12 protein-coding genes are annotated in these 15,557 nt (G+C 61.6%); 5 read left to right on the top strand and 7 right to left on the bottom strand.

Annotation, left to right across the window (positions count from 1 at the left end; translation table 11 throughout):
• Positions 1 to 68: 68 nt before the first annotated feature.
• From ACFHWW_RS32195 to ACFHWW_RS32185, 3 genes are all read left to right on the top strand, one after another.
• On the top strand, positions 69 to 1,124 hold the full coding sequence (locus ACFHWW_RS32195) for a type I restriction endonuclease (RefSeq protein ID WP_379943335.1): 1,056 nt from the start codon (positions 69 to 71) through the stop codon (positions 1,122 to 1,124).
• A 138-nt stretch (positions 1,125 to 1,262) separates the two neighbouring features.
• Positions 1,263 to 1,721: a hypothetical protein gene (locus ACFHWW_RS32190; protein WP_379943333.1), complete on the top strand. Its 459-nt coding sequence runs from the start codon at positions 1,263 to 1,265 to the stop codon at positions 1,719 to 1,721.
• A gap of 56 nt (positions 1,722 to 1,777) precedes the next feature.
• Entirely contained in the window at positions 1,778 to 2,035 is a 258-nt protein-coding gene (locus ACFHWW_RS32185; RefSeq protein ID WP_379943331.1) for a hypothetical protein, read from the top strand.
• 306 nt (positions 2,036 to 2,341) lie between these two features.
• Here ACFHWW_RS32185 and ACFHWW_RS32180 read toward each other — a convergent pair whose 3' ends face one another.
• The 3 genes from ACFHWW_RS32180 to ACFHWW_RS32170 all read right to left on the bottom strand — a co-directional run bounded on the left by ACFHWW_RS32180 (position 2,342) and on the right by ACFHWW_RS32170 (position 7,582).
• Positions 2,342 to 2,740 (bottom strand): cupin domain-containing protein, encoded by a 399-nt coding sequence (locus tag ACFHWW_RS32180; RefSeq protein ID WP_275596463.1) that lies wholly within the window; start codon positions 2,738 to 2,740, stop codon positions 2,342 to 2,344.
• A gap of 88 nt (positions 2,741 to 2,828) precedes the next feature.
• Positions 2,829 to 6,290 (bottom strand): AAA family ATPase, encoded by a 3,462-nt coding sequence (locus ACFHWW_RS32175; protein WP_379943329.1) that lies wholly within the window; start codon positions 6,288 to 6,290, stop codon positions 2,829 to 2,831.
• Complete coding sequence (locus ACFHWW_RS32170) at positions 6,290 to 7,582, bottom strand: exonuclease SbcCD subunit D (protein ID WP_379943327.1); 1,293 nt, start codon at positions 7,580 to 7,582, stop codon at positions 6,290 to 6,292. Before ACFHWW_RS32170 ends, ACFHWW_RS32175 begins: the two co-directional genes overlap by 1 nt.
• On the opposite strand from ACFHWW_RS32170, the gene ACFHWW_RS32165 reads away from it, so the two are divergent.
• Together ACFHWW_RS32165 and ACFHWW_RS32160 are read left to right on the top strand one after the other, a co-directional pair.
• Positions 7,547 to 7,780, top strand: a complete 234-nt coding sequence (locus ACFHWW_RS32165; protein ID WP_379943368.1) for a hypothetical protein — start codon at positions 7,547 to 7,549, stop codon at positions 7,778 to 7,780. The genes ACFHWW_RS32170 and ACFHWW_RS32165 overlap by 36 nt on opposite strands.
• A gap of 55 nt (positions 7,781 to 7,835) precedes the next feature.
• Positions 7,836 to 8,309, top strand: coding sequence for a MarR family winged helix-turn-helix transcriptional regulator (locus tag ACFHWW_RS32160; protein WP_018094837.1), 474 nt, complete (start codon positions 7,836 to 7,838; stop codon positions 8,307 to 8,309).
• 70 nt (positions 8,310 to 8,379) lie between these two features.
• Here the strand turns inward: ACFHWW_RS32160 and ACFHWW_RS32155 are convergent, their stop codons facing one another.
• From ACFHWW_RS32155 to clpX, 4 genes are all read right to left on the bottom strand, one after another.
• Positions 8,380 to 10,572 (bottom strand): esterase-like activity of phytase family protein, encoded by a 2,193-nt coding sequence (locus ACFHWW_RS32155; RefSeq protein ID WP_379943325.1) that lies wholly within the window; start codon positions 10,570 to 10,572, stop codon positions 8,380 to 8,382.
• A 230-nt stretch (positions 10,573 to 10,802) separates the two neighbouring features.
• Positions 10,803 to 11,075 carry a DNA-binding protein HupB gene (gene hupB, locus ACFHWW_RS32150; protein WP_003531811.1) on the bottom strand — a complete coding sequence of 91 codons (273 nt, stop codon included), beginning with the start codon at positions 11,073 to 11,075 and terminating at the stop codon, positions 10,803 to 10,805.
• A gap of 221 nt (positions 11,076 to 11,296) precedes the next feature.
• The gene (lon, locus tag ACFHWW_RS32145; RefSeq protein ID WP_100672188.1) at positions 11,297 to 13,717 is read right to left on the bottom strand and encodes an endopeptidase La; all 2,421 of its coding nucleotides are present in this window, start codon (positions 13,715 to 13,717) and stop codon (positions 11,297 to 11,299) included.
• A gap of 461 nt (positions 13,718 to 14,178) precedes the next feature.
• Positions 14,179 to 15,456 (bottom strand): ATP-dependent Clp protease ATP-binding subunit ClpX, encoded by a 1,278-nt coding sequence (clpX, locus tag ACFHWW_RS32140; protein ID WP_003531807.1) that lies wholly within the window; start codon positions 15,454 to 15,456, stop codon positions 14,179 to 14,181.
• Between the last annotated feature and the right edge of the window lie 101 nt (positions 15,457 to 15,557).

Raw genomic sequence — 15,557 nt, 5'->3', positions numbered from 1 at the left:
CATGTGGTTGCCGGATTGACGAAAGGTGGAGCTTCAGCAACGTTGCTCGCATAACGAGCGAGGGACTCATGAGCACTATCGAAGAAAGCCTGCGCGCAATTTCTGAGCGTGTTAAGTCGCATTCCAGCACAATGGCAACTGAAGAAGCGGTGAAGACAGCGGTCGTCCTGCCCTTCCTGCGATCGCTGGGGTATGACGTTTTTGACCCCACAGAAGTTGTGCCCGAATTCACGGCCGATGCTGTGGGCAAGAAAGGCGAAAAGGTCGATTACGCCATCAAGATCGACAACGAAATTCGCATACTTATGGAGTGCAAACCGATATCAGTCGCGCTCGACAAAAAGCATTTAGATCAACTCTACCGCTACTTCAGCGTCACCAATGCGAAATTCGCGATCCTCACGAACGGTCGGACATTTAACTTCTACACAGATCTCGAAGCGCCCAACAAGCTCGACACGAGGCCGTTTCTTGTTTTCGACGTGACCGATTTCAACGCGGGAATCGTCACAGAGCTCCGCAAGTTTGAAAAGTCCGCCTTCAACGTCGCTGCAATTCTAGCGACGGCTGAGCGCCTAAAATATACTTCTGGCGTTAAGCAGGTCATCTCGAAACTCATCGAAGAGCCGACGGACGAGTTCGTTCGCATAGTTGCGGGCGGTGTGTACGAAGGACGCATAACGGCTCAGGTCAAGGAAATGCTGACCGGGGTGGTGCGCACGGCCTTCCGCGAGGTGATCATGGACACCGTCAAAAGCAGGCTTTCCAGCGCCCTAGCCGACACCGAGGAGGTCATCGAAAAGATCGACACTCCGGTTGAAGAAGAGCCGGACGTCGTCACCACCGACGATGAGCGTGAAGGATACATGATTGTGAAAGCTATAGTTCGCGACACGATCAGTCCGAAGCGCGTCGTGATGCGAGATCAGAAGTCCTATTGTGGCATCCTGGTCGACAACAACAATCGGAAGCCCCTAGCGCGCTTGTGGTTCAATCGCTCGGTAAAATACATTGGCTTGTTCGACGGCGAGAACGAAGAGCGGCTGATAGTCGATAGCCTGGACCAGATCTACGAGTATAGCGATCGGCTGCGAGCAACGGCCAAGAAATATGCGGAGCTGTGAGTTATCTGGGACTCTCGGCGCGTTTCGGGTGCGTGCTTCAGTAAATCCCGGGCACCGGTTTCAGCGAGTCGTGGACAGTTGCCGGGCGGATTGCGGTCGGTTCTCGGCTGCGCTGCTCCGCTCTGAGCATTAGCCGGAATGGAAGCTGTTCCCGATGCAAGGAGGCTTGCAGCAGCAATTATGCTTGCAGCCTTCCACGGGATGGCGGTCACAGTCTCCGCTGGCGACCTCCATGACGTCACGAAACGTCTGCTTGCCGCAAGAAAACATACTGAAATGGACGGAATTTATCAAGATATATACCGAGAACTTGGGGGAGATGTAGCGAATATTGTTGGCTTTCTTAAGAAGAATGGTTTTTCTTGCTGGACTGACGATGGGTATTTCATGGCTAGATGCGTTCTTGCCTATTGCGGCGACCGGTCCGCATTCGTTGGTTTTCGAAAGAGGCTGATGTCTGTGGATGTCCTCATTACGATACGCGGTGCCGATACAGCTGTTGCACACCAACCTATCGCGTGCCCGGAGGCAGCAGCTGCGCTTCGCCAAATACAGGAAAAAGCACTGACAGGGGAGAATAAGCATCGCCGAGAATAACAAAGTTCAGTTCTCGATCATCGAATGCGAAATCATGCGGAGGAGAGAAGAGTTCGTTGGCCGAGCCGTGTTTCGGCGCTGATCAAGGCGATGCGTTGCAACAAAAAGGTCGTAGTGTGAAGGTAAAGAACTGCGTGGCGATCGCGTTCACTGGCGCTGCTATTGTGTTTGCGGCTACTCCTTTGCACGCGGTCGAAACCATCAATATCAGAGATCGATTGCTCACGGCGAGAAAACAACAAGACTTCTCTAATATTTATGACGAAATACGTATCGAATTGGCAGAAAGGCGAGCAATATTGTGGATTTTCTAAATACTGTTGGATTCTCGTGTCAGACTGGTGGTCCGTTTTTCGAGGCTAGTTGCGTTTTTGCTTATTGTGGTGACGCAAGGTATTTCCCCGTCTTTATCAAGCGTGAGCTGATGACTATCATCTCACTATCAGGGGAATGATCACGTGTGGACCGGCGTCGCTCACCAACAGGCGGCCTGTCCGGCGACTGACTCTCTTCTAAGGCAGACGCAGGAAGAGTTATTGACTGGGCAGACTTCGAGTGACGGAACGCAATAACCTCTTTTTTCTATAAGATAATTACTACGCGCACGACCGAATAAGCCGCTACCCGCCCCGATACTGCTCCTCCGTCACATGCTCGAGCCAGTCCACCGCCTTGCCGTCGAGCGCCTCCTGAATTGCGATATGCGTCATTCCCGTTTCCGGCGCGGCGCCATGCCAATGCTTTTCTCCCGGCGGGAACCAGACGACGTCGCCGGCGCGGATCTCGCGCGGCTCCCCGCCCCAGCTCTGCGCGAGGCCGCGGCCTGCGGTGACGATCAGGGTCTGGCCGAGCGGGTGCGTGTGCCAGGCGGTGCGCGCGCCGGGCTCGAAAGTCACCGTCGCGCCGCGTACCCGTGCGGGTGACGGTGCCTCGAAGGCCGGGTCCACGCGAACGGAGCCGGTGAAATATTCGGCCGGGCCATGCGCCGAGGGTCTCGATCCGCATTCGAAGATATCCATTGGAGCCTCCTTTGAGGGACTTCGCCGGGCCAGCCGACGGGTGATGCAGGGGCAAGGCGCATGCAGCTTACCTCTTTCCGGCAAGCGGCTACAACCGGTGGATCGTCACGCCCGGGCAGGCGCTCCGCGCAATGTCGCAAAGGTGCTCGTGGTGGGTCAGATAGATCACCTGTCCGACATCGGCCATTTCCGCCATCAGTTCGAAGGCGCGGCCGGCGCGGCCGTCGTCGAAGGTTTCCATGATGTCGTCGGCGATGAAGGGCAGCGTTTCCCGCGTCGCCGCGACTTCGTGGTAGCCGGCGATCCTGAGCGCGAGATAGAGCTGGAAGCGCGTGCCCTTGGAAAGATCGCGGGCGAGCTTCGATCCGCCGGCGGCGGTATTTGCTATGAGGAATTCCTGGCCCTTGTCGGCTTGCGTCGAGAGACCGGAATATTCGCCGCCGCTGATATGCATGAAGGTTCGCGAGGCGCGTTGCATCATGGCGCTGCGGTGGCGCTCGCGAAACAGCCTGAGCGCCTGTTCGGCGGCGATCACGCCCGCGCGCAGGCGGAGATAGCCGATCGCCTTGCTCTCGATGTCGAGAAGCAGCGTGCGGCGCCGCTGTTCGAGCTCCGCCACCCGGTCGCCGCCCTCGACGGCGGCAAGCGCCCTCTCCCGGGTCCTGACATCGGAGTGCAGCTCGCTGACATCCCGGTCGGCCGCCTCGATCGCCTCCTCCAGCCGCGCCAGTTCCAGCCCGAGCTCCCGGTCGTCGAGTTCGGCGAGCAGCGCTTCGGCCTCGGCGGCGCTCGCGACGCCGAGCCGCGCGGCCAGATCGCTTTCCATTTCCGAGCATCGCTGTCGCAGCCGCTGCTCTTCGCGGGTGGCTTCCAGGCAGGCGGCCGCTTCGTCGAGAGTCCCGCAGCCGAAAAAGTCGAGGACCCTCTGCCTGTTGGCGCCGTGAAGTCTCTCCTCGGCGCGCAGCGAGTCGAGGCTCTCCTCCATGCGCTCGATATTGCCCTGAAGCGCCAGACGGCGCTCCTCCTTCTGAAGTGCGGCGGCAACGCGGTCGCGCACCGCGGAAAAGAGCGTGAGGACATCGCCGGCCCGTTCTTCGCCCAGTGCGGCGGCCACGCCGACGACGTTTTCCGTGAAGGCCGCCTGATCCCTGCGCATCCCCGCCACGCGATGATCGAGCTCCGCTTTCTTCTGCATCAGCTTGTCGAGGTTCTGAAGCACGGCGAGCACGGGACCGATTTCCTGCGGCAGCGGGCGCTCCACCTGCCGGGAAAGCCACGTGCCGGCGAGCGCCTCGTCCCATTCCCCGCACCAGGATGCCATCGCAGCCTCCGCGGCCGCAAAAGCGGTCCGCCGCTTTTCGAGCGCCTCCGAGGCGCGTTGGAGCTGCGCCACGGCATTCCGGCAAGCAGTGGATGCGGCCTCGGCGCGGGAGGAGACAAGTTCCGCTACCGCGAGCAAGGCGTCGAGGCGCTCCGGCAGCGCATCGCTCATCCCGAGCCGCGCCAGCTCCGCCCGAAGACTGCAGACCGCCGCCTTCTCTTCGGCGACCGCCCGGTCGCGCTCCTTCAGCGCAGTGCGAAGTTCCATGCGCAATTCGAGCGCGGATGCGCGGGCGGCAAGCCACGCCTCCAACTGGGGCAGCCCCGTTATGCAAGGCAAGCCACAGGCGCGTGCGGCGGCGCCGATCTCGGCATTCAGCCTCTGCCGCCGCTCCTCCGCGGCTTTCCTTTGCATGTCCAGCGACTGCAGGCGGGCGCGCCGCTCGGTCACGGCAAGCGTCAGGGCGCGTATCTCGGCCACGCGCTCCGCCTGGGCAAGCCGAAGCGCCGTGGTTGCATCATGCTCGTGCAGTGCCGCCTCGAACGCGATCGCCGTCTGCTCGTCCAGACCGGCACGATGCCGCTGCCAGGCAGTATCGCGGCGGCGCCTTAGTTCGCACACGGTCGCGTCGTCCACGACGCCGCCATTGGCCGCAATGGCGGCAAGGCGCGCCTCGTCTCCGGCCTGGCGTTCGCTTTCGTCGGCGATCCTGTCGCCGAGGCGCAAGCGCCGCTCCGCCTCGGCGTGGTCCTCGGCCCGCCACGCTTCCACGATGGGCGGTGCCGGTGCAGGAAGCGCGGCCAGATCGTCGATCGTGCCGGCGAAAGGCCGCAATTCATCCAGTCGGTCGCAAATGGCTGCATCGAGCCGGTCGATCTCTCGTGCCGATGACTGCTGGCGCAACAGGCAGTCGCTCTGCCGGAGGAGATGCACGCGTTCGGCGAGGAACGCCGGGTCGGCCGCCCCCTCCTTCAGCCGGGCAACTTCGCGCTCGGCGTCGCCGTGGTTCCCTTCCGCGGTTTCCATCTCCTCGCGCGCCGCTGCCAGCCTTTCCGAAAGGCTTGCGTGCCGGCGCACCAGATCCTGCAGACGGACGGCGCGCGCCGCCTGCAGCAGGAGCGAGGCCAGGTCGGGATTGCCCGCCTCGCCGAGGCGGATCAGACAGGCATCGATCTCCGCGGCCGTCTTCGCCAGTTCCTCCAGACGAGCCGGCATGTCGCGGTCAGCCGTGAGATAGCGGGCTTCGAGTGCGGTTTCGCGCAGAGCCCCGAACCGGTCCGCGATCGCCAGCGCCTGCTCGTCGCGAGGCAGCCTGGCAAGCTCTTCGCGCCGCCGGGCGAGTTCCTCGTGCAATTGCCGGAGCCGCGCGGCGATTTCCGCATCGCTGCGGCGAAGAACCGGCAATTCCTCCTGCCACTCGGCCGGCGGCACCGGCAACGGGTCCCGCCCGGCAAGCTCCTGCCGCACGCCGCGAAGCCGCGCGAGAAGCGGCAGGGCGTCGCGCTGAGCCCGCATCCGGTCCCGGTCGGCACGCAACTCGTTGCGCTGCCTCGCCGCTGCCTCGTGGCGTGCGCGCATTCTCGCCAGGGCCTTGCGGAGTGCTGCATATTCGCGTGCATTCACGTCGACCGCGTTCCGCTCCGCCTTCAGTGCGTCGAGCTCCGCCTTCAGTTCGGCGAGCTGGTGCTTGCGCGCCTGCGGGCGGAAGAAAGAATCCGCTTCGGCTCGAAGCCCGGCAAGCACGGCGGCGCTGTCCGGCAAACCGGAACTCGCGGAAAACAGGAGAGACCCCAGCTCGCCCTCGCTCTTCAGTATGGCTTCCCCGCCCTCTTCGATGCTGTCGTCGTCGAGCGAGAACATCGTGCTGTAGGTTGCCCGGTCGATCGAGCCGAGGGCTGTGGAAAACAGGCCATCGGGCAGCGGCTGCTCGTCGGGGCCGATCAGGCTGTTGGCGTTGCGCTTGATGCGGTAGGCGTGATGCAGGCGGTTACCGGCCGCGACGATGCCGCCGATCCGCATCGTCTGATAGGGATGCAGGAAGCCGTAGGGGCTCGAACGTTCGATGCCGAAGACGAGGTCGAGGAAGCCGGAAAAGAGGGTCGACTTGCCCGCTTCGTTCGGGCCGTAGATGAGGTGAAAATCCGGCTCGCCCAGTCTCGCCTCGCCGAAATCGAGATGCCGCTCCGTGAATTTTCCGTAGCGGACGAGCTCCAGTCGCTGAAGCCGCATCAGTCGATGCCTCCGGCGCCGGCACGGCCGTGAAGATGCGCCAGCACATCCGCACTCCCCGCAAGTGCTGCCTCCAGCGCCAGCCGCTCCAGCGCCTCCTCGTCGCTCGCCAGCACCTGCCTGAGTTCAGGCGGCAATTGCTGCAGGAGCTCCTTTGCAACTCCGCTCAGCTCGCCGCGAAAGCCGAAGGAGGGCAGAACGTCGTTTTCGACGAGTGCCGCCAGTTCGCCGACCGGGTCGGCCGCACTTTGCTCCGCATTGCCGATTGCCTGGCAGCCCAGTTCCGTCTTCTCGATCCAGCATCCGCCGATCCCGGCCGCGATGTTGACGATCTCCGCTTCCAGGAGATCCGCGTCGCGCCTGAGGCGCCAGGCAAGCGGCGTCGCGCCGGTCAGCGTCAAGCGCAGGATCAGATTGTCCGCCGCCATGTTCTTTCGAAGGTGGATCAATTCACGGCCCACCGCATCCAGCATGTCGCGCCAGTCCGCAATCCCGCTCACGTCGATCTCATGTCGCTCGAACGCGGCGGTGCCGGTCGGCCGGTCATCCAGCGCAACCAGCCCCTCATCGTCGATCGTCACGATCGTGACGCCCTTCGTCCCCGCTTCGTTGATGTCTCGGCCCTGCGGCATGCCGGGCATGACGATGCAGGGCTTTTCGCAGTGCACCTGCCGCTGATGGACATGACCGAGCGCCCAATAATCGAAACCGTGCCGCTGAAGCTCGGCGACGCTGCAGGGCGCGTAAGGGTCGTGGGCCGCGGATCCGGAGAGGCTGGTATGCAGCATGCCGATATTGATGCCGCCGGCGACCGGCGGATGGAACTGAGGCAGCAGGCTTTCCGGCGCGTGCGGATCGGCAAAGCTCACGCCGTGGATGTGCACCGTGCGGCCGTTCGCAAGCGTCTTGACATGTACCGCCCTGCTCCGGCCGGCAAATACATGCACCGAAGACGGCAAAGTGAGTTCGCGCGTCACCTGCGACTGGGAATCGTGATTGCCGCGAATGATGAACGTCCGGATGCCGGCCTCGTCGAGCCGCCGAAGCTCGGCCGCCAGGAAGAGCGCCGTGTTCATGGAGGTCTGGCTGCCGTCATAGAGATCGCCGGCGATCAAAAGCGCATCGACGCTTTCGGCGATGCAGAGGTCGACGATGCGGACGAGCGCATCGCGCGTCGCGCTTCGAACGAGGCCGGCAAGCTCCGCATTCCGGAGTGCCAGGCTGCGCAAGGGCGAATCGAGATGGAGGTCTGCGGTGTGAACAAATCTGAAGGGCATGGCCGGGCGGACCATGGCCCGGCGCCGCCGCTTTCGTCAATGGCAGCAGGACCGGGTATCCACGGAATGCTTGAACGCGGGCAGCGTTACGACGCGCCGGCCGACAACTCTTCGCTTCGCAAACAACGGCATCGCGACGAGGGCGCGTTTCTTATCGCCGCCGGTCATTCCCAAGTTTTAGGTGGTTTTGGTCGACAAATGCGGCAATTGTGACTATCAATAATGTCACTGCCATTTCACATGGCCCCTCATAATAACTCATAAGGTCATGAAGAAGACATTCGAGGTTTCCGATAAGCTGTTCGAGCTCTACCATCGCGTTCATCGTCTGGTGAACGAGTCCATGACGGAGGAAGGCGTATCGCTTGCCAGGAGCAAGTTCCTGTTCTTCCTGAGCAAGCTCGGACCCTGTCGGTCTACCGACATAGCCTGTGCGTTGAATTTCGCTCCGCGAACAGTGACCGAGGCGATCGACGGACTGGAACGCGACCGTCTGGTCATGAGAAAACCCGACCCCGAGGATCGCCGCGCAAAGATCGTCTCCATAACAGAGACCGGCAGGGCCGTTCTTCAGGCTGCAGAACATCCGCGCAAACAGCTCATCGAAGAGATCTTTTCGGCGCTCGATGACGAGCAACTGGACCAGTTGTACGATATCGTCAGCAAACTCGTCGAGAAAACCGACGATATCCGCAAGCGCAAGGAAGAAGCGGAAGCGACGGAGATTGCCGTCGCGCGCTGAAGGCCGTTTCTAGAATCAAGAGGCCGGGACATCATGTCCCGGCCTCTTTCGTTTTCTCCGTATCGGACGCTTACATGGCGTCCATCGCGCCTATGGAGAAGAACAGCGTTTCGCCGGAGGAGTCGTCGACGTCGTCATTGTCGGTGACGACATAACCGTTGCCGGCCGCGTCGATTGCAAAGCCTTCGACCTTGTCGACGACATAGCCGTTCAGCGACTGCAGGTCCGGAATGAGGTCGCGCACCTCTTCCTTGCTCACGACAGGCAGTGCCCCGCCGAGTGCCGCGGGTTTCAGGTCCGCAAGCGCGACGCGGTAGAGCTTCTTGAGCTTGGCGGCTTCGCCGACCAGATTGTCACGCTCGAGAATATAGGCGTAGGCTCCATGAACGGAGATTTCCGACAGGCCGACCCAGCCTTCCTCCGCCTTTTCAAGCGGATAGCGCACGGCGCCCCATTCCTTGCTCGACGGCTTGTAGGAGACGAGCTTGACGAAGCCCTTCTCGTCATCCTTCCATTCGCGCTGCACAGCCATCCAGAGAACCTGGTCGTCCCCTTCGCCCACGACGGCGATGCCTTCGAAGCCGTAGCGGATCTCGCTGGCGCGCAACTCCTCCGGTAGTGCGATCTCCTGCTTGATCTCGCCCTTCCTGTTCACATGCAGCAGCGCATGGCTGTAGAGCTTGTCGGAGTTGCCTTCCGAAGCGAGCCAGAAGCCGCCTTCGCCGTCAGTGGCGATGCCTTCGACGTCGAGCTTCTGGGCGGGAGCGCCGTCACGGGTGACCGGCAGGGCTTCCGTGATCAAAGCGGGCTTCTGCGTAGCGTCGATCGTGAAGATGGTCGGCTGCGACGAATAGACTGAATCATTGACCGCATGCAGGAAGCCGGGCTTGTCGGCAGCGGCAAGGCCGGAAAGCGCCCCGAAGCCGATGGGTTGCCCATCCTTCTCCACGGAACGGATCTGCGGATAGGCAGCCTCCCCTTCCCCGCGCTCGTAGATCATGACATGCGCCCGCGCCCCGCCGTCTTCGACGAGATCGACCTCGTTGGCGGTCGCAAACAGGTTGCGCCCGGGAATGGCGACAGCGCCCTCGGGGGAAACGCCGGAGGGCAGAAGTTGCACGAGCTCCGGTTCGCCGCCCGTATCCTTGTAGACGCCGACGATCGAGGCGCGTTCCGAGAGAACGAAGAAGAGCTTGTCTTCGCCGAATTGCGCCATTTCAAGCCCTTCCGGTTCGACGCCCTTCGCCGAAGAACGCTTTTCCGGATAGTGGCCGATCGACGCGATAGCGTGTTCGAAGGCTGCTCCCGACTCGTAGAGGACCTTCCCGGTCGTGTCGAAGATCGTGAAGCCGCGGCTCCCGCCCTCATAATCGCCCTCATTGGCGACGACCAGGCGATCGTCGTCGAGCCACTTGATCGCATCGGGCTCGCGCTTGCGGCCCGCCTGCTCGCCGGTAAAGGCGATGGAGCCGTCGCGCTTTGTGTCGATACCTTGGAGATCGACCGTGCCCGCAGGGAAATGCGTCTTCACGGTTGCGGACTTACCGTCGATGATGACGATGTGGTTGTTCTCCTGGAGGGTGAGCGCAATCTCGTCCCGGCCGTTGAAGGTTACGAATTCCGGCTCGGGATCGTCGCCGGCGACCTCGGCGAGACCGGTCAGCGTCACATGCTTGATGGTCGCGCAATCGGCCGCCCCGTCCTTCAGCGACAGGATCACGAGATCTCCTGCAGGCATCTGAGGGATCTGCCCGTCATTGACGTCCTCGTCGCGCTCGTTCTCGATCGCGATTGCGGCAAGCGTCCGATCCTTGTTCACGGCCACCGAGTCCGGCTGGCCACCGAGATCGCAGGTGGCATCCACCTCCCTGCCGGCAATGTCGACCACGGCGAGCACGCCGGATGGCTTGGTAAAGCTTTCGCTCGTGTTGACGGCAACGAGCGCTTTGGCACCGGCTACCGCAACCGAAGTCGGCTCCCCGTCGAACGAGACGATACCGCCTGCCTCAGGCGCCCTGGCGTCGGTGATGTCGATGAAACCAATGCGTTTGCCGGGACTGTCGGAATAGATCAGCGTATTGCCGTCTTCGCTTGCGGTGATGATTTCGGCCGATGTCGGGGCGTTCCGCTCGGCCCCCTCGGGCAAATTCGTGGCCACCGCAAAGGATGCGATGCGATTGAATACCTGTTCGGCCTGAACGACCGACGCCGTCGATGCGGCAAGTGCCGCGGCCAATGCCGTGGTGATGGAAATTGCTTTCATCTGTCCCTCCTTGTCGCGGCACGCCGTTGCGCTACCGCGTGCGTCCGAAAACGTCGGACGGGAGGCTTTTGCAACTGTCCTGTAACAGCCGGATGACAGGGAAAGCCGGAATGAAAAGAGGCCCGGATGACCGGGCCCCAATCAACCTGCCGAATGCCGCCTGGGCGGTATCGCGACAGATGGAACATGAACCAGTAGCGGACGGAGGCACCCGCCGCTCCATCGGTAAATTAGTTGACGGCGTCCTTGAGGCCCTTGCCGGCCGTGAACTTCGGCACGTTGCGTGCCGGGATGTCAACTTCCGCACCCGTCGACGGGTTGCGGCCCTTGCTGGCTTCGCGGCGCGATACGGAGAAATTGCCGAATCCGACGAGGCGGATGTCGCCGCCGTTCTTCAGTTCGCCCTGAATGGTCTCAAAAACTGCATCAACGGCAGAAGACGCATCTGCCTTCGAGAGTCCGGCCTTGTCGGCTACGGCAGCCACGAGCTCATTTTTGTTCATGTTTCCACCCCTTTCATGCTGGTTCGAAACGACTGTCTTCTTAAGGCGGGGCTGCGAAAGCAATGCCCACGTCTTGCCATTCCCAATTGCGCCTAATCCCTTGGAATGCAAGGGTTGCAGCGTGCTTTTACAACAAAAAAGACCGGCAGAACGCCGGTCTTCCTTGTTTTTCTGGCCGAAGGGCGCAAGCGGGACACACTTGTCACCCTATCTGCACTGCCTCAGTGGGCAATCGAAGTGCCCGCTTCGTCCTGCGAATCAACGGACGGCAGGGCGGCCGGCTGGCTTGCCGGATCCCATTCGATGGGCTCCGGAAGCCGCAGCAACGCGTGCTCGATCACCTCGCCCATCCGCGAAACGGGGATGATTTCGAGGCTGTTCTTGACGTTGTCAGGGATGTCGGCGAGGTCCTTGGCGTTCTCCTCGGGGATCAGCACCTTCTTGATGCCGCCACGCAGAGCCGCCAGCAACTTCTCCTTCAAACCGCCGATCGGCAGCACGCGTCCACGCAGGGTGATTTCACCGGTCATCGCCACGTCCTTGGAGATGGGGATACCGGTCATCACCGACACGATCGCCGTCGCCATGGCGACACCGGCCGACGGGCCGTCCTTCGGGGTCGCGCCCTCCGGCACGTGGACGTGAATGTCGCGCTTGTCGAACAGCGGCGGCTCGATGCCGAAATCGATCGCGCGCGAGCGGACATAGGATGCCGCCGCCGAAATGGATTCCTTCATCACGTCACGCAGGTTGCCGGTAACCGTCATGCGGCCCTTGCCGGGCATCATCACGCCTTCGATCGTCAGCAGTTCGCCGCCGACCTCAGTCCAGGCAAGACCGGTGACCACCCCGACCTGATCGTCACGCTCGGCTTCGCCGTGGCGGAAGCGCGGCACACCGAGATAGTCGTGGATGTTCTCGGCCGTCACTTCGACCTTCTTGGTCTTGCCCTTGAGGATCTCCGTCACCGCCTTGCGCGCCAGCTTCATCAGCTCGCGCTCGAAGTTGCGGACGCCCGCTTCTCGCGTGTAGTTCTGGATGACCGCCATAAGAGCGCCATCCGTGACGGAGAACTCGTTCGTCTGGAGCGCATGGTCGCGGATCGCCTTCGGCAGCAGGTGCCGCTTGGCAATTTCCCGCTTTTCGTCTTCGGTATAGCCGGCAATGCGGATGACTTCCATGCGGTCCATCAGCGGCGGCGGAATGTTGAGCGTGTTCGCCGTGGTGATGAACATCACGTTGGAGAGGTCGTATTCCACCTCCAGGTAGTGATCCATGAACGTCGAGTTCTGTTCCGGATCGAGCACCTCCAGAAGCGCCGAAGACGGATCGCCACGGAAGTCCTGACCCATCTTGTCGATCTCGTCGAGCAGGAAGAGCGGGTTGGACTTCTTCGCCTTCTTCATCGACTGGACGACCTTACCCGGCATGGAGCCGATATAGGTCCGCCGATGGCCGCGAATTTCGGCCTCGTCCCGAACGCCGCCCAGCGCCATGCGGATATATTCGCGGCCGGTCGCCTTTGCGATCGACTTGGCGAGCGACGTCTTGCCGACGCCGGGAGGGCCGACGAGGCACAGGATCGGCCCCTTGATCTTGGACGAACGGGCCTGCACCGCCAGATATTCGACGATGCGTTCCTTTACCTTGTCCAGACCGAAGTGATCGGTATCCAGCACCTTTTCGGCATGGTTGAGATCGGTCTTGATCTTCGACTTCTTGCCCCAGGGCAGGCCCAGCAGCCAGTCGAGATAGTTGCGCACGACCGTCGCTTCCGCCGACATCGGGCTCATCTGGCGCAGCTTCTTCAGCTCCGCATCGGCCTTTTCACGGGCTTCCTTGGAGAGCTTCGTCTTGGAGATGCGCTCTTCGAGTTCGGCCATCTCGTCACGGCCGTCCTCGCTGTCGCCGAGCTCCTTCTGAATCGCCTTCATCTGCTCATTCAGGTAGTACTCGCGCTGCGTCTTCTCCATCTGGCGCTTGACGCGCGAACGGATGCGCTTTTCGACCTGAAGAACCGAGATCTCGCCTTCCATGAAGCCGAGCGCCTTTTCGAGGCGCATCTTCACGCTCGTCGTCTCCAGCATTTCCTGCTTTTCGACGATCTTGATCGACAGATGGGATGCGACGGTATCGGCGAGCTTCGAGTAGTCTTCGATCTGGCTCGCGACGCCGACGACTTCCGGCGAAATCTTCTTGTTGAGCTTCACATAGCTTTCGAATTCGGAAACGACCGAACGGCTCAGCGCCTCGATCTCGACCGGATCCTCGTCCGGTTCGGGCAGCGCATGGGCCACGGCCTCGTAGAAATCGTCACGCGGCGTATAGCGATCGATCTCGGCACGCGACCGTCCTTCGACCAGAACCTTCACGGTTCCGTCGGGGAGCTTCAGAAGCTGCAGCACGTTTGCAATCGTGCCGACTTTGTAAATGGCGGCGGGTTCCGGATCGTCATCCGTAGCGTTGATCTGGGTCACGAGCATGATCTGCTTGTCGGTACCCATGACCTCTTCGAGTGCACGGATCGACTTCTCCCGGCCGACGAAGAGCGGCACGATCATGTGGGGGAAGACCACGATGTCACGCAGCGGCAGAACCGGATAGGTCGCGCTTTCAGTCGCCGGAGACGTTTTGTTCGTCATATCATTTCCTTTCCGTCCCGATGTTCGGGCCCGTTTCCGGGAGCCTCTGCGGCACTCCCGGCTGTCACATTTCGTACATGAAAGTGGAGTGCAAGAGAGGCCTTTTCAAGGTACGGCGCAATCCCCGCCTTCATGGATAATCCCCGACCTTTAAGCTCGAATGCTGTTGCAGACCTTGCGACCTGCCCGGATATCGCGGCCTGCAAATGCGCACCCATTGAATCTGCGCATCATCGCGTTGTTGCGGCACTTTAGCAACAATCGATTGGTGCGATCACCATGATTTTGAACTGAAACATTCGAGGGAACGGGCCCGAACGGCGGCTGCAGAGCCGTCCTCGAAAATGCCGGTTCCGCACCGCTTCGCCGGCATGATCGCAACGGCGTCACATGAAAAAGCCCCCACGCGGGGGGCTCTTCAAACAATCGTGAGCGGCGATAAGACGCGCTGCGCTTGAGGCTCAAGCCGAAACGTTGGTCTTCTCCTCGGAACGCTCCGAGTAGATATAGAGCGGCCGCGCCGTTCCCTTGACGACCTCGTCCGAAATGACGACTTCGCGAACGCCTTCCAGCGTCGGCAGCTCGAACATGGTGTCGAGCAGGATCTTCTCCATGATCGAACGCAGGCCGCGTGCGCCGGTCTTGCGGACGATGGCACGGCGGGCGATCTCACGCAGCGCGTCCTCGTGGAAGTTCAGTTCGACGTCTTCCATTTCGAAAAGCCGCTGATACTGCTTGACCAGAGCGTTCTTCGGCTCCGACAGGATCTGGATCAGCGCATCCTCGTCGAGATCCTCGAGCGTCGCCAGAACCGGCAAGCGCCCGATGAATTCCGGGATCAGGCCGAACTTCACCAGATCTTCCGGTTCGAGCTCGCGCAGCACCTCGCCGACGCGCCGGTCTTCCGGAGCGCGCACCGTCGCGCCGAAGCCGATCGACGTCTTCTCGCCGCGGGCGGAGATGATCTTGTCGAGGCCCGCAAAAGCGCCGCCGCAGATGAAGAGGATATTCGTCGTATCCACCTGCAGGAACTCCTGCTGCGGATGCTTGCGGCCGCCCTGGGGCGGGACCGATGCGACGGTACCTTCCATGATCTTCAGAAGCGCCTGCTGCACGCCCTCGCCCGAAACGTCGCGCGTGATCGACGGGTTGTCGGACTTACGGGAAATCTTGTCGACCTCATCGATGTAGACGATGCCGCGCTGGGCGCGCTCGACGTTGTAATCGGCCGCCTGCAGGAGCTTGAGGATGATGTTCTCGACGTCCTCACCGACATAGCCGGCCTCGGTCAGCGTCGTCGCGTCCGCCATCGTGAAGGGAACGTCGATGATGCGAGCGAGCGTCTGCGCCAGATAGGTCTTGCCGCAGCCGGTCGGCCCGACCAGCATGATGTTCGACTTCGCCAGCTCCACGTCGCTGCTCTTTGCCGCATGGGCAAGGCGCTTGTAGTGGTTATGCACGGCGACCGACAGGATACGCTTGGCCTGCTGCTGGCCGATGACGTATTCGTCGAGGACCTTGATGATCTCCTGCGGCGTCGGAACGCCGTCGCGGGACTTGACCATCGAGGTCTTGTTCTCTTCGCGGATGATGTCCATGCAGAGTTCGACGCATTCATCGCAGATGAACACGGTCGGTCCGGCAATCAGCTTGCGGACTTCATGCTGGCTCTTGCCGCAAAACGAACAATAGAGAGTATTCTTCGAGTCACCGCCGTTGCTACCGCTGACCTTGCTCATTTCCACTTCCTTCCAGCACGCCGGACACCTTCGGAAAGATATCACGGACACTCAGTTCGCCTTGCACGTCGGCTCCAGGCGCCGCCCAAGGCTCTTGGGAG

It is taken from the genome of Sinorhizobium sp. P24N7 (assembly GCF_042436655.1).
Lineage (GTDB): Bacteria > Pseudomonadota > Alphaproteobacteria > Rhizobiales > Rhizobiaceae > Sinorhizobium > Sinorhizobium meliloti_A.
This window is presented reverse-complemented; position numbering and strand designations above follow the sequence as displayed.

Bases quoted from the DNA above. Each gene is read 5' to 3' on its own strand.
- ACFHWW_RS32195 (WP_379943335.1), top strand. From the start codon at position 69: ATGAGCACTATCGAAGAAAGCCTGCGCGCAATTTCTGAGCGTGTTAAG.
- ACFHWW_RS32190 (WP_379943333.1), top strand. From the start codon at position 1,263: ATGGAAGCTGTTCCCGATGCAAGGAGGCTTGCAGCAGCAATTATGCTT.
- ACFHWW_RS32180 (WP_275596463.1), bottom strand. From the start codon at position 2,740: ATGGATATCTTCGAATGCGGATCGAGACCCTCGGCGCATGGCCCGGCC.
- ACFHWW_RS32175 (WP_379943329.1), bottom strand. From the start codon at position 6,290: ATGCGGCTTCAGCGACTGGAGCTCGTCCGCTACGGAAAATTCACGGAG.
- ACFHWW_RS32170 (WP_379943327.1), bottom strand. From the start codon at position 7,582: ATGGTCCGCCCGGCCATGCCCTTCAGATTTGTTCACACCGCAGACCTC.
- ACFHWW_RS32160 (WP_018094837.1), top strand. From the start codon at position 7,836: ATGAAGAAGACATTCGAGGTTTCCGATAAGCTGTTCGAGCTCTACCAT.
- ACFHWW_RS32155 (WP_379943325.1), bottom strand. From the start codon at position 10,572: ATGAAAGCAATTTCCATCACCACGGCATTGGCCGCGGCACTTGCCGCA.
- hupB (WP_003531811.1), bottom strand. From the start codon at position 11,075: ATGAACAAAAATGAGCTCGTGGCTGCCGTAGCCGACAAGGCCGGACTC.
- lon (WP_100672188.1), bottom strand. From the start codon at position 13,717: ATGACGAACAAAACGTCTCCGGCGACTGAAAGCGCGACCTATCCGGTT.
- clpX (WP_003531807.1), bottom strand. From the start codon at position 15,456: ATGAGCAAGGTCAGCGGTAGCAACGGCGGTGACTCGAAGAATACTCTC.